Annotated in this window: 14 protein-coding genes and 1 pseudogene; 8 read left to right on the forward strand and 7 right to left on the reverse strand. The window is 52.3% G+C overall.

The genetic code is table 11. From position 1 onward, the window contains the following. Positions 1 to 60 precede the first annotated feature (60 nt). Together Pla144_RS10815 and Pla144_RS10820 are read left to right on the forward strand one after the other, a co-directional pair. Complete coding sequence (locus tag Pla144_RS10815) at positions 61 to 1,686, forward strand: arylsulfatase (protein WP_146450685.1); 1,626 nt, start codon at positions 61 to 63, stop codon at positions 1,684 to 1,686. An 894-nt stretch (positions 1,687 to 2,580) separates the two neighbouring features. Continuing rightward, a pseudogene (locus Pla144_RS10820) lies at positions 2,581 to 3,162 on the forward strand (3-keto-disaccharide hydrolase); the annotation flags it as partial. A gap of 15 nt (positions 3,163 to 3,177) precedes the next feature. Here the strand turns inward: Pla144_RS10820 and Pla144_RS10825 are convergent. Then, positions 3,178 to 5,262, reverse strand: coding sequence for a thioredoxin domain-containing protein (locus Pla144_RS10825; RefSeq protein WP_146450687.1), 2,085 nt, complete (start codon positions 5,260 to 5,262; stop codon positions 3,178 to 3,180). Positions 5,263 to 5,615: 353 nt separating this feature from the next. Here Pla144_RS10825 and Pla144_RS10830 point away from each other — a divergent pair, with 353 nt between their 5' ends. Then, complete coding sequence (locus Pla144_RS10830; RefSeq protein ID WP_197530572.1) at positions 5,616 to 6,698, forward strand: acyltransferase family protein; 1,083 nt, start codon at positions 5,616 to 5,618, stop codon at positions 6,696 to 6,698. Positions 6,699 to 6,987: 289 nt separating this feature from the next. Continuing rightward, positions 6,988 to 7,170, forward strand: coding sequence for a hypothetical protein (locus tag Pla144_RS10835; RefSeq protein ID WP_146450689.1), 183 nt, complete (start codon positions 6,988 to 6,990; stop codon positions 7,168 to 7,170). Positions 7,171 to 7,372: 202 nt separating this feature from the next. Here the strand turns inward: Pla144_RS10835 and Pla144_RS10840 are convergent, their stop codons facing one another. Further along, the gene (locus Pla144_RS10840; protein WP_146450690.1) at positions 7,373 to 8,029 is read right to left on the reverse strand and encodes an ATP-dependent zinc protease family protein; all 657 of its coding nucleotides are present in this window, start codon (positions 8,027 to 8,029) and stop codon (positions 7,373 to 7,375) included. 210 nt (positions 8,030 to 8,239) lie between these two features. Here Pla144_RS10840 and Pla144_RS10845 point away from each other — a divergent pair, with 210 nt between their 5' ends. Continuing rightward, entirely contained in the window at positions 8,240 to 10,015 is a 1,776-nt protein-coding gene (locus tag Pla144_RS10845; RefSeq protein ID WP_146450691.1) for an SLC13 family permease, read from the forward strand. Between the two features lie 11 nt (positions 10,016 to 10,026). Here Pla144_RS10845 and Pla144_RS10850 read toward each other — a convergent pair whose 3' ends face one another. The 4 genes from Pla144_RS10850 to Pla144_RS10865 all read right to left on the reverse strand — a co-directional run bounded on the left by Pla144_RS10850 (position 10,027) and on the right by Pla144_RS10865 (position 14,553). After that, positions 10,027 to 10,320, reverse strand: a complete 294-nt coding sequence (locus Pla144_RS10850; protein ID WP_146450692.1) for a hypothetical protein — start codon at positions 10,318 to 10,320, stop codon at positions 10,027 to 10,029. 60 nt (positions 10,321 to 10,380) lie between these two features. Next, positions 10,381 to 11,322, reverse strand: a complete 942-nt coding sequence (locus Pla144_RS10855) for an NAD(P)-dependent alcohol dehydrogenase (RefSeq protein WP_146450693.1) — start codon at positions 11,320 to 11,322, stop codon at positions 10,381 to 10,383. 38 nt (positions 11,323 to 11,360) lie between these two features. Continuing rightward, positions 11,361 to 13,229, reverse strand: coding sequence for a pentapeptide repeat-containing protein (locus tag Pla144_RS10860; protein ID WP_146450694.1), 1,869 nt, complete (start codon positions 13,227 to 13,229; stop codon positions 11,361 to 11,363). Between the two features lie 283 nt (positions 13,230 to 13,512). Beyond that, on the reverse strand, positions 13,513 to 14,553 hold the full coding sequence (locus tag Pla144_RS10865) for a 3-keto-disaccharide hydrolase (RefSeq protein ID WP_146450695.1): 1,041 nt from the start codon (positions 14,551 to 14,553) through the stop codon (positions 13,513 to 13,515). Between the two features lie 383 nt (positions 14,554 to 14,936). Here Pla144_RS10865 and Pla144_RS10870 point away from each other — a divergent pair, with 383 nt between their 5' ends. Together Pla144_RS10870 and Pla144_RS10875 are read left to right on the forward strand one after the other, a co-directional pair. After that, complete coding sequence (locus Pla144_RS10870) at positions 14,937 to 15,821, forward strand: hypothetical protein (RefSeq protein ID WP_146450696.1); 885 nt, start codon at positions 14,937 to 14,939, stop codon at positions 15,819 to 15,821. Beyond that, complete coding sequence (locus Pla144_RS10875; RefSeq protein ID WP_146450697.1) at positions 15,822 to 17,381, forward strand: CehA/McbA family metallohydrolase; 1,560 nt, start codon at positions 15,822 to 15,824, stop codon at positions 17,379 to 17,381. A gap of 1,087 nt (positions 17,382 to 18,468) precedes the next feature. Here Pla144_RS10875 and Pla144_RS10880 read toward each other — a convergent pair. Beyond that, positions 18,469 to 19,206, reverse strand: a complete 738-nt coding sequence (locus tag Pla144_RS10880) for an SGNH/GDSL hydrolase family protein (protein WP_146450698.1) — start codon at positions 19,204 to 19,206, stop codon at positions 18,469 to 18,471. Between the two features lie 365 nt (positions 19,207 to 19,571). Between Pla144_RS10880 and Pla144_RS10885 the strand changes: the two genes are divergently transcribed. Next, positions 19,572 to 21,518, forward strand: coding sequence for an alpha/beta hydrolase family protein (locus tag Pla144_RS10885; protein WP_146450699.1), 1,947 nt, complete (start codon positions 19,572 to 19,574; stop codon positions 21,516 to 21,518). The last annotated feature ends 1,067 nt before the right edge of the window (positions 21,519 to 22,585 follow it).

Below are 22,585 nucleotides of genomic sequence, written 5' to 3' on the forward strand. Positions count from 1 at the left end.
CGGGGACAGCAACTTGGTTGCGTCCGGCAAGTCATCATAGCTCATCCATGGGAGGCGAAAATGCGATTTTCCAAGCAAATTTCGCAAGTGGCGACCGTCGTCGTCTTCGCGGTATTCCAATTATTCACTTCTTCACAACAGGTAAAGGCCCAGGACTCGAAGAAGCCGAACATTCTCGTCATCTGGGGCGATGACATCGGCACCTGGAACATCAGCCACAACAGTCGCGGCATGATGGGCTACGAGACGCCCAACATCGACCGCATCGCCAATGAGGGCATCTCGTTCACCGACTACTATGCCCAGCAGTCTTGCACCGCCGGCCGCGCGGCGTTTCTCAGTGGCAGTGTGCCGGTCCGCTCAGGGATGACCAAGGTCGGTCTACCTGGTGCCGCCCAGGGGTGGCAGAAGTCGGACATCACCGTCGGCGGCGTAATGAAGTCACTCGGTTACGCGACGGGTCAGTTCGGCAAGAATCACCAGGGCGACCGCGACGAACACCTGCCGACCATGCACGGCTTCGACGAATTCTTCGGCCCGCTCTACCATTTGAACGCATCGGAAGAACCTGAGAACCGAGATTATCCAAGCGACATGAAGCTGCCCAACGGCAAGACCTTCCTCGAAACTTACGGTCCGCGCGGCGTGCTCAAGACCAAGGCCGACGGCAAGGGGGGACAGTCCATCGAAGATACCGGCGCTCTCACGAAGAAGCGGATGGAAACCATCGACGAGGAAACCCTCGCCGCCGCCAAGGACTTCATCAAGCGGCAAAATGATGCTGGTAAACCTTTCTTCTGCTGGTGGAACGGCACCCGCATGCATTTCCGCACCCACGTGAAGGAAGAGCACAAGAACCTGGCCGGTCCGAACTCCGACGAGTACTCAGATGGCATGGTCGAACACGACATGCATGTCGGCGAGTTGCTGACACTGCTGGACGAACTCGGCATCGCCGACGACACCATCGTCTACTATTCCACCGACAACGGTCCGCACTACAATGCCTGGCCTGACGCGGGCACCACGCCATTCCGCAGCGAGAAGAACTCCAATTGGGAAGGTGCTTACCGCGTACCCGCGTTTGTTCGCTGGCCCGGCCATTATCCTGAGGGCGCGACGGTGAATGGCCTAGTTGCGCACGAAGACTGGATGACTACGTTCGCCTCTGCCGCTGGAAAGAAGGACTTGAAGCAAGACCTGCTTGATGGCTATCAGGCGATCGGCCGGACGTATAAGAATCACCTCGACGGCTACGACATGAACGAGTATCTGTCGAACGCGGACAAGTATAAGACACCGACCGAAAGCTATCAGGCTTCGCCGCGCAAGGAGTTTTGGTACTTCAACGACGACGGCCAGTGCGTCGCCATCCGCCTGAGTGACTGGAAAGCCGTCTTTCTGGAAAACCGCGCTAAGGCGTTTGAAGTTTGGCGCGAACCGTTCACCGAGCTACGCGTGCCACTGCTGTTCAATCTGCGTCGCGACCCGTTCGAGAAGTCACAGCATAACTCCAATACGTACAACGATTGGTTCCTCGACCGTCCGTTCATCATCGTACCGATGCAGCAGTTGGCGGCCAAGTTCGCTCAGACGTTTGTTGAGTTTCCACCGAGCCAGAAGCCGGGATCGTTTAATCTCGATGGCATCGTCGAGAAGTTGAAGGAATCGACAGGCAGCGAGTAAACATGACTTGTGATAACATGGCTGGTGGGGCGGTCTTTCGGCCGCCCCATTTTTTTATTCGTGACAAAGCTGGCCTTTGAGCAAGCCACTCCCCAACATCCTAATCCGACCCAATTGCCCCAAGTCGCTGCAAGCGCTACAGTTTCTAAATCGGCTCAGATGCGTGTTCTCAATGCCATTGCTAAGCAGCCTGTTCAGGTAACATATGGCGATTCGAGAGCCAGAGATGTCTTTAATGCTTCGATCATCGAGATAGTTACCTGAGTGACGACTGCCAATTAGGCTTTACCTTTCTGGCACCGTGGTTTTCGCAGTAATTTTGCCATCCTTAGCGGCCTACTTAATTGAAGTCACATCTATTTTGGATTATTTTTTCTCCGGGTATTTTCTTGTTCTTTTTGTTCTGCAGCCGGTTAATTAGGCATGACCAAGATGCTCAGGCCGGTCCGAAGTGACTCACCAGTCAACTGCTGGAGTACAACTTTATCTTAGTCTAGAAAAATAGTTGGTTAACGTGCCCAGTCGTGAAACTTCAACGCACTTTCCAGTTCTACTGGCGTCGCTAGTATTCACAACGATCGCAATATGAATAATAGCCGCAACTCGCAAAACTCGCTCTGGCCTGGAATTTCAAAAGACTTGAACAGGAACGAATAGAGGGAACTGAGATGAATTTATTCAATTCTCCGTTGACTCAGTTTCCTCATGTTCCAATTCTTCACTACGATGCTAAACTAGGCGTTGCCGGGATTCCTCGGTACTTACCCCTGGCCAAGACTTGATTACCCACTTTTAGGATTTGTAATGCATCTCAAATTATCCTCTCTCGTAACAATTGCTCTAAGTCTGTTCTATGTAACTTCCTGCCACGCAGAGGAAGAAAACTGGATCGAACTCTTCAACGGCAAGGACACCAGCGGTTGGAGGAATCCCTACGATTGGGGAAATGCTGAGGTGGTCGATGGCGAGATCCATCTCACCGCCGACAAGAAGTTTTTTCTTCTTACCGAGGAAGACTTTGGCGACTTTGTGTTTGAAGGAGAAGTAAAACTTCCGCAAGGGGAAGCCAACTCCGGTTTCATGTTTCGTTGCCATGTCGAGCCGAATAATGTGTATGGCTACCAGGCAGAAGTGGATGGCTCAGATCGCAATTGGTCAGGGGGTCTCTATGACGAAGGCCGTCGACAATGGATTTGGCCAAGCCAGTCGGGACGAACTACTGATAAGGAATTTCTAAAGTACGAGCAGGAATCGCACGACTTTTTTGCCCGGCCAGAAATTGCCGCTGCTTTTGACCGCGATGGCTGGAATCGCTACCGAATTACCTGTCAGGGAGATTCGATCAAAATCGAAGTCAATGACGTCGTGACGACCGACATTCACGATGATCTCGACAAACGCGGGCCAATCGGTATCCAGCACCACGGCGAAAAAGGCCAAACCTACTCGTTCCGCAATTTGAGGATTCGAGAATTGGAGTGATGGAGGGATTCACTTTGTTGGCAGTCTCAATTCATTCGTGTTAGCTGCCAAGTCCCCTAAGGCGTGGAGAATCTCCTCTTTACCTTGGGCCGGTGCCTGACAGGTGAATCCTTCGCAAATATAGAGCGTCGGAGCATCGCCTAGAACCGTTTTTCCGCGCAGCAATTCCGCAAGTTGCAGGAGAGGTTCTTCCGTGGCAAAGGCCAAGACCTTGTTCGGGAGAAACCGGCTATGAATCTCGGATAGCACATGCTCTGATTCCTCGGACTCAAGGTCCGCGGCTAGAACCATCTCATAAGTCGGACCTACCAGGAGATCGACGGCCAGCAACGTTTGCGCGGTCGCCGAAGGATAGCGTTTCACAAGCTCTGCGGGAGTCTGCACGGTTCGGGTCGCCACGGTAAGGTATCGCTCGCTGCCGGTGAGTTTGCCCAGCTTGACCAGGGCGCAAGCGGCCATTGCATTTCCGCTGGGGACCGCATTGTCGGTGAAATCCTTGTTCCGCACGAGCAGTTGCTCCTGGTCGTCGGCCGTGAAGAAGAACCCCCCCTCCCCTTCATCGGCAAACCGCTCCAACACGACATCCATTAGCGTGATCGCCTCCTCTAGATAACGTGCCATGAACGTGGCTTCGTAGAGCGTGATCAATCCGTTGGCTAGGTAGCTGTAATCGTCCAAATAAGCGGATACCTTGGCCTGGCCATCTCGCCAGGTGTGCAGCAACCGCCCATCCGCATCGCGCAGTTCAGAGAGCAAGAAATCGGCGGCCTTCTCGGCGGCGGCCAGATATTTTTTCTCGCCGAGAACTGCGCCTGCCGCTGCTAAGGCCTCAATCATCAGGCCATTCCAGGCGACCAACACCTTGTCGTCTTTATGGGGATGAATCCGCTCTTCACGCGCGGCAAACAGCTTTTCCCGACTGGCAGCAAGCTCATGACGGAGGTCAGCGGGGTCGCGGCCCAGGATATTTGCCAGTTGGTCGATGGTTTTAGGAAGGTTAAGGATGTTTGAGTGCTCGAAATTTCCCGCAGCGGTCACGTCGTATACCTTGGCGAACGTCGCCGCCGCATTTTCGTCCAACACCGTGTTGAGTTGCTCTTGCGTCCACGTGTAAAACTTTCCTTCAACTCCTTCGCTGTCGGCATCTTCGCTGCTGTAAAACCCACCGGCGGGGTCGGTCATGTCGCGCAGCACATAGTCTAGGGTTTCGCGCACCACCTGGGCATACGCCTCGTCGCCGGTGATCTGGTACGCTTCCAAATAGGCAAGTGCCAATTGAGCGTTGTCGTAAAGCATCTTTTCGAAATGCGGAACTAACCAACGCTCATCGACACTGTAGCGGGCAAACCCACCGCCGAGATGATCGTAGATCCCCCCTGCTGCCATGCGGTCGAGCGTGCCACGAACCATTTCGAGCGACGATTTTTCTTGACGGCGATACCAATCTCGCATCAACAAACGTAGCGACATGGGTGCCGGGAACTTAGGAGCGGCGCCAAAACCACCGTAAGTACTATCGTAAGTATGTCTGAAGTGGGCCGCCGCGCCGGTAATCCAGGCTGCTGTGACCTCGCCTTCAGGGGCTGTGGTTTGTGCGGCCCGGCTTAGCTCGGCAGTTAAGCGGTCGGCTGTCTCGACGGCAGCGTCGCGATTGTTGTTCCAGGCGTTTGCCACGGCATCAATGACCTGATCAAATCCCGGCATGCCCTGCTTCGCATGCGGAGGCCAATAAGTACCACCGTAGAAGGGTTTCAAATCGGGCGTGAGAAACACGCTCATCGGCCAACCTCCACGACCAGTAAGCATTTGCACGGCATTCATGTAGACCTGATCTAGGTCGGGTCGTTCTTCGCGGTCGACCTTAATGCACACGAACTTCTCGTTGAGCGACCTAGCGATGGCCTCATTCTCAAAGCTTTCATGCTCCATCACATGGCACCAATGGCAGGCCGAGTAACCGATCGACAAGAAAATTGCCTTCTCCTCACGTCGAGCGCGTTCCAATGCCTCCGGTCCCCAAGGATACCAATCAACCGGATTGTCCTTGTGCTGCAAAAGATAGGGACTAGTTTCGTCAGCTAGGCGATTCGGCATGAGTTTGCTCGGCGGTTAGGTTAAAGAAGTGCACTGGTCAGCATAACAAAATCAGAAAGTCCTGTTACCCACATCTAACATGTCCCCAGGCTCTGCCTCGCCATAATTCCGCGCAGACTTGAACTGATTACCTGTCGCGTAATCTCTAGATTCCCGTCCGCGCGGGAATGACGGTTCTATATGTTGCTTTTTCACAACATCACCGGTCAGATTGTCTCATTCGGTTGCCATTTCTTCCCGCGGAACGCTCTGCATTCGCAGACCGTTGTAAGCTTGCGAATGACCGCCAGCTGGGCATGAGACTTGCTTCAGCAATCCTTATCAAAATTATCGGCGACTTTCTGAGAGCATGTATGACTGTAAAAACAACGAATAAACTGCTCGGAAATCACTCCGAAAGAATCCTGGAACTTGATGCCCTCCGCGGACTGGCGGCACTGGCAGTTGTGCTATTTCACTTCACCACTCGCTATGACAATTTATTCGGGCATGTGACGACCCTCTCGGCAAGTGTCCCTTGGGGCCACTATGGGGTCGATCTTTTTTTTATGCTCAGCGGATTCGTAATCCTCATGACGCTCGATCGGCAATCCGATCCCTGGAAATTCGCTTGGGGCCGTTTCTCGCGACTCTACCCTGCCTACTGGGCGGCTGTCCTTGTCACTTTCGCAGTTGTCGCTTACTGCGGACTACCAGGGCAAGAGGTTTCATTCGGCGCAGCTTTGGTCAACCTGACCATGGTGCAATCCCTCTTAGATGCCCCCCACGTAGATGGGGCTTACTGGTCCCTGCAGGCCGAGCTAATTTTTTACGCTAACATGCTAGTCTGCTATCGACTTGGCGCGTTCCGCCGCCCTCGGCTCACGCTTGCCGTTTGGGTAGGCATTGCCGGACTCATTCACTTGTTAATATCGTCGTCAGAAAACTCAGTACCGGTCCTGGCCAATCTTGCCAATAAAGTCGCTACGATCACCAGTCTAAAATACATCCCTTTGTTTGCAGTCGGTATGCTCCTCTACCACGCCCGTCAACAAGGAAGGCTGACGCGGCTTGATCTAGTCACTTTACTTGGCTGCTGGGCCACTGTCGGCCTCTTCGACGGGATGGCCCACGCTCTGGTCGCCAGCCTGCTTTCGGTCTGCCTGTTTCTGGCTGTCCAAGGTTACCTGCCGCACCTCAAGTCTCGCGTACTCATTGCGCTAGGTGCCCTCTCTTATCCGCTTTATCTAATCCATCAGAACATCGGCTTTGTGCTTATTCGCTGGCTTGAGTCTCTGGCAGTGCCCCCTAGCTGGGCGATCGGTGCGGCCGTTGTTCTGGCGTTCTTGCTGGCTGCCTTGTTGCACCAATTGGTAGAAAAGCCAGCCTTGGCGGCGCTACGTCGAAGTGGAAAAAGTGTCCAGCGCACCCCTGCGCGAATTCTGAATCCGGCGTGACCTACGTAAGCCTGTCCGCATCACAAATCCCCTGACCCGCATTCACTGCTTCATTTCACTTTAAATTCGCTTCTATCGCAGTAAAACTACCCAGATCGGGATTGCCCGAAACCCTCGATTGCCTAACAATTGCCACAGAGTCGATATTGGCCCGTTCATTCGCTGAGGCGAGAGGCGGGGTTGTTGGCCGGTTTCAAGATTTCTCGAAACTTCATCTCTGGATTCAGCAGCAACAAAGGAAAATTGGGATCGGACTTATTCATTGGTCCGAAATTGCTGAGGTTGTGTCATGGATCGCGCGACCGTCTATGAAGACGAATTACCGGAAGATGACCGCACGTCAAAAGGGGGCTCTCGCCCCTTAAGCAAATGGAAGAAACGACGTGGCTTTACCCGCAAGAATCGTCGTCCCTCTCGCCCCACCACTCATATTGGTCAGCGGAATAACCACCGATTGCGCCAACTAGGCTAAGTTTCCTATAGATGGCACTTTGAGAGTCTGCGCTTCAAACAAATCGACTCTTAATAGAATCGCATTTTTTCGATTGAGTGAGGTATTTTTTGCCACGGAATGAGGCGGACCGAACAAAGCTAGGACGCCGGCTTCAGTATTTTCCGTGTAAATCCCTGGCTAACCAATAATGTCTTTAGTTGCGGGCAGATATCTTGCTGGACTACTCCAGATTTTCTGCCTTTTGGTCACTCTCGGCCAGCACTGCTTTGGTCGTGGCATGTTTCAGGGCCGGTTTTTCCAGCACTTGCAGAATCTCCGCGTGAGTTTGCTTCTTCAAATCGACGTCGACGACGAAGTCCCCTTGCAGAAAATTGCGGCCTAGAAGCATGGGGTACTTCATGCGCGAACGGTCATTCAGCGTGACCAGCACCTGCTTTTTCACGTCGTTCCAGCAAAGTGTCAACTCGACTTTATAGCGTTCCTCAGCCACGGCGGATGTCTTCACGGTGCCGATTTCCTCGATCCGGCTTTCGATCCATTGCGACTCGTCGCGATGGTTTTTGACTCGTATGCGAATTTTCTTCCCAACATTGTCGGCCATCTGAGGAGACTCGTCCTCGATTGCCCATTCCTCGACGTGCAGCGAAGAGGTCGTTGCTCCCGTATCAACGCGGGCCTTGAAGTCCAACTCGCTCTTCGATTCAGCGATGATGGTCGTGGGACCAATAATTCGTTTTTCTGCAATGCGAACGGGCGGAGTCTCTTCAGCAATCGCATACCAACAGAAAGGCCCTAATCCCACGATCGCAGTGAGAGAAACAGTCTTGGCCGAACGAAGAATTCTTTTCTTTAAAGTCATAGATTTTGCCGAGTCCATGGCGAGGATCCTTCCCTGGATACATATATGGTAAGAGAACAGCCGAATTCAAGCGAATTCGGGTAATTCCCGCAATCCCGATCTACTCGAAACGCTAGCAGCAGAGCTCCCAAGAGACTCTCCTAAGCCTTCCAGAACGGCTATTCCCAGGCCAAGGACCTCGGTAAACTGGGGAACTTTACAGACCTAACGTAAATAGGGTGTGATACGTTGACATTCGAAGCCTGGCTTACCGTTCTTGTCATCGTTGGCATCTTCTATGGACTGCTGCGGAATATTGCGCCGCCAGACCTGCTTTTTGTGATGGGAACAGCACTGCTGGCACTCGCGGGTGTGATCACTCCCAATGAAGCATTTGCCGGTTTCTCAAACTCGGGCATGCTAACGGTCGCCTTCCTCTTTGTCGTCGCTGCCGCACTGCGTGAGACAGGAATCCTCAATTATGTTGGCACACGACTTTTGGGTGGAGCCGCAGATGACCGTGGCGTACTGAAGCGACTCTCCTTAGTCGTGATCCCTACCTCCGCATTCCTCAACAACACTCCCATCGTGGCGATGCTGATGCCGGTCGTGCTGGATTGGTGCCGCCAGCGTCAAGTCAGCCCGTCGAAACTGCTGATTCCCCTTTCCTACCTGGCCATTCTCGGTGGCACTTGCACTTTGATCGGTACTTCTACGAACCTGGTCGTACAAGGATTAATGATCCAGAACGATATTCCCGGCATGGGACTCTTCGAAATTGGTTGGGTCGGACTCCCATATGCCATTGTCGGTGTTACCTATCTGTGGACCATAGGTCGCCGATTGCTCCCCGAACGCACCGAACTACTTGAACAGCTTGGCCAGTCGCGGCGCGAGTACGTGGTTGAAATGCAAGTGCGTCCCGGCAGTAACATTGTCGCTAAGACGGTCGATGCAGCCGGACTCCGTCGCCTCCATGGTCTGTTCTTGATCGAAATAGAACGTGATGAAGAGCTATTGTCCCCTGTTAGTCCCGACGAAACTTTGCAAGCTAATGACCGTTTAGTGTTTGCTGGCATTATTTCCAGTGTAGTCGAACTCCAGAAGATTCCTGGCCTGGCATCGGTTGCCGACGCCGCAGAGGAACTATCCCCACGTGAACTATTGCAGCGCCGGCTGGCGGAAGTCGTGGTCTCAGCAGATTCCCGCCTGGTGGGCCGCACTATTCGCGATGCCGACTTTCGGGCCACCTATGGAGCAGCCGTGGTTGCCGTGCATCGTGGTGGCAGTCGCATCGACAGCAAGATCGGAGACATTCGTTTGCAGCAGGGAGATACCCTCCTCCTGCAAACTCAACCTCACTTCGCTCGGGCATATCGCAACGATCCTGCGTTCTATTTGGTCAGCGAAATCGACGACTTCCGGCCACTCAGACACGATCGTGCCTGGATTGCCTTGCCCCTCTTGGCAGTGCTTATCCTCCTGATGGCTACCGGCATCGTCGATACGATGATTGCCTCGGCGCTCATCGCAGGAACCATGATATTCACCGGGTGCATCTCGGCAGGTGAGGCGCGACGCAGCATCGAATGGCAAGTTCTGGTCACGATCGCGGCGTCGTTCGGAGTGGGGCTGGCGCTAGAAAAATCGGGCGTCGCCGCCACGCTTGCGGGAGTCCTGGTCGATTCGACCAAAGTCATGGGCCCCCTGGCGGCCCTGGCATGCATTTATGTCTTAGCATCGATCCTGACAGAGATGGTGACTAACAACGCGATTGCAGTATTGTTGTTTCCGATCTGCCTGGAAACCGCCAAGTTGCTCGAAGTCGACTCAAGACCCTTCTTGATGGCATTGGCATTAGCCGCATCCGCAAGCTTCATGACACCTATTGGCTATCAGACGAACATGATGGTCTATGGCCCGGGTGGCTACAAGTTTGGCGATTACATGCGAGTAGGAGCGCCCTTGAATCTATTGCTGGGAATTGTCGCGATCATTCTGGTTCCTTGGGTCTGGCCTTTCTGAGCCCTTTCGCTCTACATCTTCGCAAACTTGCCAACAAAGCCGGCTGCCGTGGCGTCGGTCTCTTTCAGCGGATCGACGAGCTTCACCGAATCGATCGAGGAGAAATTCATCAGAATATACCGCCCTCCCATGGCATCGGGGTTGTTGCGCTCTAGGAGAATCATCGTTCCCTTGAGCATGAACCCCTTAAAAGGCATCTGTTCATTGAGCGAGTTTGTTACGATTCCCCGACTAGGAATACTCGCTGGCCATTCCTGGAAGAAAGCCTGCCACTGCTGGGCGGTCGATTGGGTGAGTTCGCTCATGGGTCGCATATCCGAGGGTGGTGGGGACAGAATCTTCGAAAATATAGCTTACGTGCTGGCTTACTCCGCTATATTCAACACGAGTTTGCCACTAAAACCGCCTTTTTCGATCCTAACATGGGCCTGCTCAGCGTCCCCATGGGAGAATGTTTCGGCGACGGTCACCTTGAGTTGGTCGGCCGAATACATTCGCACTAGTTCCCGCAAATCCTCGGCTCGAGGGATCGCGAGCATGATGCGACCTTTCTTCTTACAGGGTAAGGTCGCTAGCGACATCACCAACCCTCGAAAGCTTGGCTCAGTGGATACAAAGTACCCGGTTTCGTTCATCACCCGCTTCGCCCTTCTGAAGGAACTCTTTCCGGCGGCATCAAAGACAATATCCCATCGGCGATCCAAGTCGCTAAAATTCTGATCCTCATAGTTGATGAAATCATCGGCCCCCAGGGAGCGCACAAAATCCTCGTGCTTGCCGCTGGCGACTGCGGTTACCCGTGCACCATTGGCCTTGGCGATTTGTACGGCGAATGCGCCGACTCCGCCGCTGCCTCCGTTTACGAGTACTTCGTTACTGGCTTGCATGTGACCATGGTCACGCAGTGATTGCAGAGCGGTCGAACCGGCCAAAGGAATGGCTGCCGCTTCCTCGAATGGCATCGCGGCGGGGATAGCTGCAACGCATCTGTCCCGACAGGTGACGAATTCTGCGTATGCCCCTCCGTAGAGGCGATACAGATACGCAAGAACTCGATCTCCCACCGAGAACGAACCGTTGTCGCCACAGGCCTCGACAATGCCGGCCACATCGTATCCTGGAATCCGCGGAAATCCCCCAGGAATCAAAAACCTCGCCTCGCCACTTCGCAGCCGCGCCTCAACCGGATTGACCCCCGCCGCCATAACGCGAATAAGAACTTCGTCCTTCTCAGGTTTAGGCTGCGCAACTTCTGCCAGTTGGAGTACGCTGGGGTCGCCGTAGTCTTTGTAGATGATTGCCCGCATGCTCGGCATCCTTTCCTGGAATTACTGAAGTGTAAATTCTACTCATTACTCAGAATCGCTCCAGTGCTGCGGATTTGCAGTTCGTGCTGCGGATCAAATTTCGATCCGCGGAGATCGACGAGATAGAAATCGACCCCTTCGATCTTGGCACCACGCAGATCAGCGCCACAAAGGTTTGCCTTGCGGATTTCCTCAGGACGTTTGAAATACATCTCTTCGCGCTCGTCGGTGTAAAAACCTGTCATACTCCCTTCACGTGCGATAGGGCTTCCGACCAAACCGCTCCGCGAAGATCCCATGTGAAATGTTGCCCCCCGCAGATCGGCTCCTCGTAAATTGGCCCGTTCCCATTCGATTTCCGCTAGAAATGCACCCGTGAGATCGGCCTTGCGAAAGTCTGCGTCGGGGAATTTTGATCCTGTTAAGTGAGCACTACAGAGTTTTGCCTCTGCAAACCGAGCCTGAGTTATGTGAATATCTTCCATTTGGGCCTGCCTGAGGTTGGCTCGCTCAAAGCTGGTTCCCGTTAGCTGATTGCTCCGCAGATCGATTCTTGACAAATCGGCGTTGGAAAAATTGGCACCCGTGAAATCACAGTCTTCCAAAAACGTCCCGGTGAGAATAGCTTCTTTCAAAATGGCATTCCTAGCTTCCGTAGATTTGAGTATTGCACCTGACAAATCGGCCCTCGTCAAATCGCTTCCTGAGAGATTGGAATCCATAAACTCTGCACGTCTCATATTTGCATGCGACAAATCGGAATCTCGCAAACAAGTCACGAAGAAGTTAGCCGAGGGGCCATGAATGCGTTTGAGACTTGCTCCAGTCAGATCAGCACTGTTGAAAAAGGTGCCTGTCACGTCTGCTTCATACAGCACAGAAGTTTTGAGGTCTGCTCCACTGAAATCGCAACATGCAAGTTTTGCACCGCTAAGATCAAGAACGGGCCATTTTACCCTGGGAAAATATCCCCCCGCCAAATTCCATCTGCCTGTTCGCCTGGGTACTGGTCGCCAGACGGAATCGGCTTGTACCATAATACTTCCAGCCATCGGATGCGCCTTATCAGTCCTAGTTGACTCCAGAAGCTTCTCGATCCGCCGTAGCACCGAAGGTTGTTCTCTGCAGCTACGACCTACCAACTCAATAAGTTCGAATGGCAATCGCCGAGTCAGTGCTTTATACGTTCTTCGTGAATCCAACGCAGTCATAAGACTTTCTGCGGCAAGAGACAATTGGATCGAAGAATGACGTAGCAGTCTGAGGGTTTCCGGTGAACTACCGGTCTTAGCTGTCAAACGGGCAGCGGTTGCTATTGGCTCGCTTCCACCTACCAGCATGGTCAGACAGGCATAGGCTGCAGCTGAAAACTGTTTTTGTTTGGGAAATCGGTCGTGGATCTCTTCTACCAGCGCGTGGGCAGGGTCTGCAAGTGAGGAATCTTGAGCAAGACGATTAAGGACAATATTCGCCACTTGCGGCGACCAACTCTGGCGGGCTTCCCTACCTAGTCGATTTATCACTGAGTTGCACTCCTGTGGGTAAACCGCCAATAGGTACTCAACGAGTTCATCCATTCCCCAGGGTTGCAGAACCAGAACAACGCCGTTGCGAGCAGCCGAGGTGATCGACGTCGCTACTACGAGCTGCGATGCATCGTGGACTCCGATCCCGAACGACTTGGGCTCATCGTAATAAACAAGTCTATCGTCGTCGGCGATCACGGCTGCCAAATGTGCCAGGGCCGTCGACTTGCCACATCCAGATTCGCCCACGATCCAGACAAGTTCTCTGCAACCATCCTCGGCCAACTCCTGGATCACGTCTTCCAAAGGTCGGGAATCTCCATTCTCGCGAGTTGTCACTCGCGGACGGACTGGCGCACGGGTTGGCACAATCGGTTGCATGAAACGAATAGCCGATGAGAGGGGAGAGAGGTTTCGCCTCCATTATACGCAATTTGACTTGGAAGGAACGCCTTTTTGATGGCAGAGGGTTCGTTGGATCTCAGTTTCCCTCTGTCAGGATCGCCGCTATTCGGCAAGGTGCTTCCGAACTACCGGTGTGTCTAAATCGGTTGACTGACCACGAGAGTGCACTCGAAGATCGAGAATTGAGATTACTCGAAAGATTAATGGAAATCATAGAGAATAAAACTCCCTCGCAAATCCAGACCGTTTTAAGTGACTCCTACTGAGCTTCGACCACCCAGATATTACGAAAGACAACCTGGTCGTGGTGGTCTTGGAGGTAAAGCGGACCTGGTTCGCGATCGTCGCGAACTTCAGACTCGGGGGGGAGCACACGGCGGTTGTGAATGAGTACTCCATTGAGTCTCACACTCATCATGGGTGGTGAGATTTGCTGACCAGTTTTATCGTGACGCGGCATAGAGTAGTCAACGTCGTACGTTTGCCAAGAAAGAGGTGGGTAGGTCAGGTTGACATCAGGCGGCAAGATCTCTTCGATTCCCCCACACCTACCAACCCACGAGTTGCGTTCGAAGCGACGATTAATAATAGTCCAACCAAAGGAATCAACGATTTGAATTTCGTACTTATTGCGAATGAATATGCCGCTATTTCCCCGATGCATTCCTCTGGCGGTCGGCATAAAGGGTGTGCGGAATTCTAAGTGCAACTGATAGTCCTGGAACGATTGCCGAGTCTTGGCACCACGATCTAATAGATCATGTTCAACTATCTTGGCATCTCCCCAAGCCTCGGTGTTTGTTCCATCGAAGAGCACAGTTGCACCCTCAGGCGGTTGATCGCCCAACGTTGGCGATTCTCGCTGCACTTTGTGAAGTACGAATGAAACATCATTCAATTGATTGCGCAGCGACTGATCGCTGCCTCGCATCACACGGTTCTCTATGATTGCTTGCCAGTATTCATTTTTCTCTGCCAGCTTGTAACCATATTTTCCGAAGAATTCCGTTTTGCCATCCGTAGTTTTTCCTTGGAAGTATTGACGCTGCTTGCCATCCCATCCAGCTCCAGGCAGCCCCCCTTGAAACATGACACCTTCAAATTCCTCCTCTCCTAAAGCAATCACTTGGACAGCTATCGGCAGCACTCCGCCAGCCAAGCCCACATATTCACCTTGAACCAAGAAATCAGCTCCAGCCTCTTCGATGCTGGTGAACGTGGGATAACGATCCTCGGCGGCGAGAAGGGAAGTTGCAGAAAAAGCAATGAAAACAAGACAGAGGGTCAGCCATTGCGGCATTTTGATTACTCTCCAATTGGGAACTAATGCGTGAGGAAGTATCACTACGTGGTCGCCGAACGAATCAAGCGACTTTAAACTACACATGGTTTTACACCCCCCATAATACCATTGTTACCTCTCTCTTTCCGAGTGACCTTGTCCTGCCTAAATCACCAGTCAAAGTGACTTAAAATGCAAAGAGGAATCTCGCTATTTCCGGTCCGCTTGATGCGATGACTGCAAAAAAGCTTCTGGTTGTGTCGCAATAACTAACGCCACATAATGTAAAGCGACACACAACCCCCTCCCGCAACGTATCGATTGCCTTGTTCAATATCTAGCTCCATCTTGCAAATCTCACTCCCGTTTTTATCACAGAGCATCAAACGGCACCTGTCGCAATGACTAGGCTTCTAAATCGCCGGGATCAGCTTAAACTGACAGCCTCAGCATTGTCCGTCTTTGGGCTTTGGCCTGAGATTCCTATAGCATGGTCGGGAGAGCCAATCCTGCCCGGACAGGCAGTTGTCCGGCAACCGACAATCGATCTGCAATTCAACGACCATCAGGGTCTTGCCCAATGGTGGCTGCCCGAGCTTCTGCTTTTGGGCAACACCGATGTGCAAGTGGCAACACAGGGACCAGCCGACTGGAAAAGGGTCGATGGCGAGTGGAGTTACAATCGTGTAACACCTGACGGACGGTTGTCCGTAAAAGTAACGGTTCAGCAAATTCAGCTTGGCTGGATGGCTACACTAACGATCTGCAATCGATCGGATACTACCTGGTCAAACGTTGTCGCGCCGGTTTGCCTTCTCCTGCATGCGAGCGGAGTATTTCAAGACCCGCAATGGACTCGCACCTTCTATCGGAGCAATGGTAAGTTTATCACTTACGCAGGTTGCGAAACAGACGGAGGGCGTGATCTCTTTCGGATGACTTTGGTCAAGGGGCAGAAAATGCTTGAACGATCCGACGACCATCGCGAAAAATGGGGGTTTACCAAAAGGCTCAGTGATGATGGTATTATTGCAGTCGTGAGTTCGGATGGCTCTGCCGTGCTGACTACGACTTGGAATCCCTCCCATCATTTGCAGGCAAACAGGAGACGTACCTATTCATGCATTCATGCTAATCCCTATTTCGGCACTCTTGCGCCTGGTGAATCACGGACTAGCCACGGCTACGTCTTCTTGATTAATGGGGATCTCGAGCATGCATGGAGCGAGACTAAACGTGTCGTGCGAGAAACATCCGCAAATCAGTCGAAAACAAGTGAGCGTTGAATGAACTTTGCCAAGGCACTCTTAGTGGCTCTTAGTTTGTCTTCGTTGGCTCAGGCGGAAAAGTTCTTGCTGGAGGTAGTCAATGAAGTGGGGAAGCCTCTCCCGGCTCGAGTCCGAGTACGCGACGAAGCTGGCAAGGATTATTGTCCGTCCGGCAGTCGAATCATTCCCGTGGGGAATGATGATTGGTTTGTCACTGGTGGGATCTCAGTGCTCGAAATTCCAACTGGCAAGGTCGAAATTCGAATCGAACACGGCCTCGAATACCAACCAGCCAAGCAACTTGTCACCTGCGACCAGAGGCAAACGAACCGGCACACCGTCCAGCTTAAGCGTTGGATTAACATGCGCGATCACGGTTTCTTGTGCGGCGAGAACCATCTCCACGTGCCACTCGACGAACTCGCTCCACAACTTGTCGCCGAGGGACTCGACTTCGGTACCTCGCTGCAATGGTGGAATGCCCGCAGATATGACGTTTCTCCGCCAGGTGGACCGGTGCGCTATCTCGAATACGCAGGCAGATCGATCCCAACGACAGTCTACGATTATGAACTTGAGCACGACTGGGGTGCTGTCTACGTCATCGGCCAGCCGCGGCCGTTGGCTATTGGAAACGAGCCTGATCAACCCAATCTGCCCGTAATATCTAAATCACACGATGAAGGAGCCCTGGTCTGCTATCAGGGAGGCTGGTCTCGCGAGGTACTACTTGATGCTTTGTTAGGTTATGTCGATGTGGTGAACGTTTGTAATAACAATTTTTTACGATATGCATACCAGCCTCGGTCTCGCTACTCCAACTTACTGCAAGTCCCAGGTTTCCCCGTCTATGAAAACAATGCGGATGACATGTTGCGGATGAATACCGACACATATTACCGCCTCTTGAACTGCGGCTTGCATTTAGCTGCCGGGGCGGGTTCCGCAACCGGGCCAAAGAAAACTCCAGTTGGCTATAACCGTACTTATGTCCGAGTAGACAGAGATGCAACCGTGCAGGAATTCTTGGAAGGTTGGCGACAGGGTAAGAACTTTGTGACCAATGGCCCAATGCTATTTTTGGAGATCGACGACCAATATCGACCTGGGGATACGATTGAGATGACTGCCGTAGGAGCTACACTCAATATCGAGGTCGCAGCCCTATTCCCTTATCTGATTTCGAACATCGAGATAGTGCTCAATGGTCAAGTTGTCCAACAAGTCTCCGAACTGGAATCAGGAACCACGACAAAAGTGCCCATTCGAATTGAAGAAAGCTCGTGGTTGGCAGCGCGCTGCACTGCTGAGGACCAATTACTGAGTGATGCCGAGTTGGCGGCCTACGAATGGGGAACGGAAGAAATGCCACGCAAACCGACTCGTTTGCGATTCGCCCATACGAGTCCGATCTACATTAGCCTCGATGGTAAACAGGCTCACGTAGAGGAATCGATTCGTGAAGCACACCAGATGTTGGATGCAATAGCCGTTTTTGCTGAGGAAAGAACCTCCGGTGAGACGCGTCTCGAGACCGCCCGTTGGATTGAGGAAGCGCGCGAAAAACTGAGCGATTGACCGGAAATCCGCCCGAGTATTGAAAACTAGTAGCCCAATAATCGAAACTGCGATAGTTCCTTGAAATGACAGGAACGCCATAGCTTTCGACAAAAAGCCAGTGAAGCCTAGAGACTTCGAACCCCTCACCTCCGGCTCGCAAAGTCGCTTCCCAAATTATTCAAACGCGCTTGGAAGTGATAAGTCTGAAAAGTCTTTCGACCGAAATGCGAGCCGATCATTTCGCTAACTAGTCACCCATATTCCAGGACAAACGTCTATTCTCAATAGATTCAGTGACAGGAAAGTGGGGTTAGCCTTCCCAATTCATGGCCATCGGAAAAGCCAATTCTGGAAGGATTTCTAGCGGCGGATTGGCGCGGGTATGCTGGATAGCAAATTCGTTACTCCGCATCCAAAAAAGGAAAAATCCACTGCTGATGCCAAGATTTCGTTCTCTCTTCCGAATACAATCCCCCAGGGTTCACTTGACTCAGCTAGAAAGGGAAATCGAATGTTTGTTCCTCTTGCAATCTTAGTTGTCGTGGGGGTTATTGGTGCAATCGGTGTTGGAGGCTACCTGCTCATTCGTACTGTAACACGGAAGCACTCTCAATGAGCCCTTCTCAAATGTAGCTGGCACTTGTCCTCTTGAAGTAGAACTGCCGCGTTGTCTCAGGCATGGGCTGACGGTTTTTTGTCGACCGCCGCTACTTACGGCAACCCCAGCTAAGTTCCGAGGTTTGGCACGCCGACGCTCCCAGCCGTCTACCGAATCTGGCGACGGTCAGATTCACCTCCGCGCGCTAGCGAGTACGTAAAGTCGCAGAGGTTGTTCCAACTTCTAGCACGAAGACAAACCGCGAATTGTGGCAAATCAATCTGCCCGAACACTTTTACGTGGCCCAAAGTTCCATCAGGTTGCGACTGTTCACATTGCTTTCAACCACTCAACTACAGTTAATTCATTTTTCCACATCAAGGCTTCACGGCCTAGCCGGCAGGCCTGGAGCCAATTCGCAATGAGCTGGAAATGACTACGACGACCAAGGCGGGAATTCTTCACACTACAAGTGCCCTGCGTTCGAGAAACTTGCAAAGTAACAGTTTACTCTGCTAACGCGTTGGAAATTTTCGTCACGGCTTGCTTGGCAAGTTCCTCCGATCCCTTTGGTGTGAAATGCACATCTCCAGGTCGCTGTAATTCTTCAAGCCGCTGCATGGCGAACGCATATTGATCGTCGATTTCGATGTTGTGCTCGTCCATAATCTTTTTTGCGACTGCATTGTATTTTGCCGCGTCTCCAGGAACACGACCTTGAGAGCCTGGGGGAACAGGCGTCGTCGTTCGCCAAATCAATTTGGCCTTGGTCTGCTTTAAGCGGGTTACTAACTTTTCAAGATTGGTTTTATATTGGTCAATAGGAACTTGTTGCCGACTGTCGGGGGCATTTGGATCAGTGCGATTCTGACCGTCAGGCCCCATGTACTTCAGATCGTGAAGACCCCAGTTGAAGTGAATGACATCCCACTCACCTTTACCCAGCCATCCATCAATCTCAGCAATCCCACGAGTGGTTGGGCCACAGTTCGTGGGGGGCCGATGTACGTTGGCCTTCCCCTCCAAGAGCTTGCGGACCGGAATTGTGTAACCAATCGAAATCGAATCACCAATTAGCAACACACGCGGTAAGCTTGGGATATCCTTAAATTCCACGAATGCCGGGTTTGGCTGAGATTTCGGGCGTTGCTTTTTCTTTTCTATCTCGGCTGCGTGGCCAACGGCTGTCGTAAGCATTAGCACGAAAAGGAAAATACTAGTATATGTTCGCGTCAGGTGATTCATCGTGTAGGTCTGCTGCCTCCAGTATTCAAAATGCGAGGGTTTCCTACGAACGGAGGTCTATTGTAGAAAATTCGGAGCCCGTTCAAATCCATTGCGACAGACATTGTAACGGTTGCAGCGGCCGATCGCACGACGATATGATACAGAGAAAATAAGCGTCCGGCCGCGAGCGTAAGGAATCGGAGCTCACTTGTCGAGAGCCCCTAGACTACGGTTCATGAAACGGTGACTTCGAGGCGCCAGGCCAGACTATGACATCCTGTCAACGCTGGCCCAATTACTTTCAGACGTCGTTCGACAACGCGCCGGACAGATTTGCTTTGTGGTCATTCCGGTGTAACCTACTACCTCTGATGAATACCGATATGCGAACTTTCTTAATTTCGTTGGCCTTGATTTTGACACTGAACGCTAGATCGGAAGCACAATACGTCACGCCTCCGAAATCTCCGGGCGACAAGTTGCTTGCCGATTACTTTAGGAATCAAGTATCGGAACTGACCGTCAAGACGTTCGCCGAGATTGACACCTTGGAAGAATGGACAAGTCATCGACCGGAATACCGCCGTCAGTTACTGGAAATGCTCGGACTCGATCCGATGCCAACCAAAACATTGCTTGATCCGGTGGTGATGGGAACTGTTGAGTCGGAGGGTGTTCTTGTCGAACGTTTGCATTTCCAATCCATGCCCGGCTTGTACGTTACAGCTAACCTCTATCGACCGGCTCAACAACAGGGACCGCTGCCGGCCATTCTTTATGTTTGTGGCCACACAAAGGCGAAGATTGATGGCGTAAGTCTAGGAAACAAAACTCGCTACCAGCACCACGGCCTATGGTTCGCCCGGAACGGTTACGTCTGTTTGGTTATTGATACGATCCAATTAGGTGAGATCGAGGGTATTCACCACGGAACGTATCGCAAAGGGATGTGGTGGTGGAACAACCGCGGCTATACGCCGGCGGGAGTTGAAGCATGGAATTGCATCCGCTCGTTGGATTATTTGCAATCACGTGACGAGGTGGATGGTGATAGGATTGGCGTGACTGGACGTAGCGGAGGTGGTGCCTACACCTGCTGGATCGCAGCGATCGACGATCGCGTCAAAGTCGCCGTACCGGTGGCCGGTATCACCAGCATGAAAAATCACATCGTCGATGGGTGCGTCGAAGGGCATTGTGACTGCATGTACATGGTAAACACATACCGCTGGGATTTTTCAATGGTCGCCGCACTGATTGCGCCGCGACCTCTGTTGATCGCGAATAGTGATAAGGACCGCATCTTCCCTCTCGACGGCGTTGTCGATGTCTACTCGAAGGCGCAGAGAATCTATTCGCTTTATGGTGCGAAAGAAAAGCTTGGGCTCTATATCACGGAAGGACCTCACAAGGACACCCAGGAGATTAGAATCGGAGCCTTCCGTTGGCTCAACCGTTTCCTGAAAGGGGATGAATCGTTAATTGAGATGGCTGCGAAGCCAGCCTTCGATCTTCCTCAGTTGAAAGTATTTGAAACATTGCCAAAAGATGAGATGGTCACCACCATTCAAGAGTCTTTTATATCGAATGTTGGCCAAGGTGACGTGAAAACCGATTCCCAGGCCGATGTCGAGAATCTGATTAACGAGCTCAAACAACGCACTTTCGGAGGCTGGCCACAACACCCCGCCCCTTTGAATACTAAGGTAACAGCGACTAAGGGTCCGAACACAGACGCGCGAATGATTGAGTATACAAGCCAGGATCCTTATCGCCTGTCGATGTATTATCTAAAAGGTTCAAGCGGAGATCACGCTCAGGTAAATGTTATTGTCTTGGATGAAGCCGCTTGGCGTCGATATTCAGCGATGTTTGTGGGATTCTTCCCGAAGCAGTTCCAGGATACTGAGCCGGACCAATCGCGCACGGAGCAAGGAAACACAATACCTGAGGCTTCGACGGTATTCATTGTGCCTCGAGGAGTCGGGCCTACCGCCTGGACGGGACAAAAGCGCGAGCGTATTCATATTCGTCGGCGTTTCATGCTACTAGGCCAAACCCAGGCCGCGATGCAGATTTACGACGTCCGTCGCGGGCTAGAATCGCTACGGCAACTGCCTGAGTTTCAGGGGGAGAGGATCAACCTCGTTGCCAACGGAGAAGCCGCAGTTTGGGCAGTTTACGCTTCTCTATTCGTCGATGGAATTGCATCGCTCGAAGTGACAGATGTCCCGATCATGAATCGAGATGCACCAGACCTTTTGAATGTCAGTCGTGTCGCCGAGTTGTCCGACGTCTTGAGAATCGCCAAATTGCGTCTTGAATTATGATTAGGAGGAGGACAGGGTTAGCTCTAACTATAGACAAGAAAATGCAGAACTCCCGATGTGAAAAGTTCAATGAAACCAGCAGGAGTGCCTAATTTCGACACGTCCTGTTAGAGGTATCTGCATACCCAAGTCTGGGTTCGTAATCTTGACCTCTGCGAGTTGATCGGATCACATCGTGACAGCGGTTGCATCAAATGCGCGGCTGGGCAACAGACTTAACTCGCGGCGGTGCTCACGCCCTCTAGCGATAACTGCATTGAGCTAAGTTGCTCGGTTTTATCGACCGCGCAACTTAATAAGGTAGCTTTGACTCCCCAAAATCGTTCTGCGAAGTGTTCCAAATCGGCCTTGTGTGAACCGTTGGGGCATTCCTCCCCTATTGAGGTAGTGCCCCCTGGCTTGCCTCCATCTACCCAGCCAAATAAAGTTCATCCGAGTAAAGCATGCGCTGGGTTCATCGCATTGGGGTGGCTCCGGATCCTGGGCATGCGGGGAGTATTTTCTGCTCTGGCAGTCGGGGCATAACCCAATACGGAAATTTCTCCAATCCCCTCCCCGGCCGCTACCGCGTCCGACCCTCCCGGGGGAGGGTATTGGGAGGGGCAGTTTTTCGTAACTTTGCGCAAGCTTTTGGCCGCGCGATTTGTTAGATTCGGCCGTGCACAAGTTGCCGTGGCCCACGTTCGTGCTGCGCTGTTGTTTGATAATTGAACCCGTTTCTCTCTAGCTCAGGTCGCCACCTCGCGCGCAGCGACTCGGCTAGAGATCCGTCGGTAGAGCGCCTGGCCTTCGATATCGCGAAGCGATTTCTTTTTGTCACGCAGAGACGTAGTTTTGTATTACAAAACTCAAATAAACCCAGAGAGTCGGATGCTACACAAATCCTGACCTGCAAATGAGTTGAAGCGAGCGTGACGAATAGAACAAGAGGGAGTTTTGTTTTGTAAAAAAAGTTTTCTACGAAATGACCGTGACAATACCCCTGCCCCGGTGCACAGTAGCGAGCAAAGATGGTTGGCTTTGCGCAACTCGCGACCGCCCGGCGAGTGCTTTATCCGGAGGATCCC

Origin of the sequence: Bythopirellula polymerisocia (assembly GCF_007860015.1) — a bacterium.
Lineage (GTDB): Bacteria > Planctomycetota > Planctomycetia > Pirellulales > Lacipirellulaceae > Bythopirellula > Bythopirellula polymerisocia.

Bases quoted from the DNA above. Each gene is read 5' to 3' on its own strand.
- Pla144_RS10815 (WP_146450685.1), top strand. From the start codon at position 61: ATGCGATTTTCCAAGCAAATTTCGCAAGTGGCGACCGTCGTCGTCTTC.
- Pla144_RS10825 (WP_146450687.1), bottom strand. From the start codon at position 5,262: ATGCCGAATCGCCTAGCTGACGAAACTAGTCCCTATCTTTTGCAGCAC.
- Pla144_RS10830 (WP_197530572.1), top strand. From the start codon at position 5,616: ATGACTGTAAAAACAACGAATAAACTGCTCGGAAATCACTCCGAAAGA.
- Pla144_RS10835 (WP_146450689.1), top strand. From the start codon at position 6,988: ATGGATCGCGCGACCGTCTATGAAGACGAATTACCGGAAGATGACCGC.
- Pla144_RS10840 (WP_146450690.1), bottom strand. From the start codon at position 8,029: ATGGACTCGGCAAAATCTATGACTTTAAAGAAAAGAATTCTTCGTTCG.
- Pla144_RS10850 (WP_146450692.1), bottom strand. From the start codon at position 10,320: ATGAGCGAACTCACCCAATCGACCGCCCAGCAGTGGCAGGCTTTCTTC.
- Pla144_RS10855 (WP_146450693.1), bottom strand. From the start codon at position 11,322: ATGCGGGCAATCATCTACAAAGACTACGGCGACCCCAGCGTACTCCAA.
- Pla144_RS10860 (WP_146450694.1), bottom strand. From the start codon at position 13,229: ATGCAACCGATTGTGCCAACCCGTGCGCCAGTCCGTCCGCGAGTGACA.
- Pla144_RS10865 (WP_146450695.1), bottom strand. From the start codon at position 14,553: ATGCCGCAATGGCTGACCCTCTGTCTTGTTTTCATTGCTTTTTCTGCA.
- Pla144_RS10870 (WP_146450696.1), top strand. From the start codon at position 14,937: ATGACTAGGCTTCTAAATCGCCGGGATCAGCTTAAACTGACAGCCTCA.
- Pla144_RS10875 (WP_146450697.1), top strand. From the start codon at position 15,822: ATGAACTTTGCCAAGGCACTCTTAGTGGCTCTTAGTTTGTCTTCGTTG.
- Pla144_RS10880 (WP_146450698.1), bottom strand. From the start codon at position 19,206: ATGAATCACCTGACGCGAACATATACTAGTATTTTCCTTTTCGTGCTA.
- Pla144_RS10885 (WP_146450699.1), top strand. From the start codon at position 19,572: ATGCGAACTTTCTTAATTTCGTTGGCCTTGATTTTGACACTGAACGCT.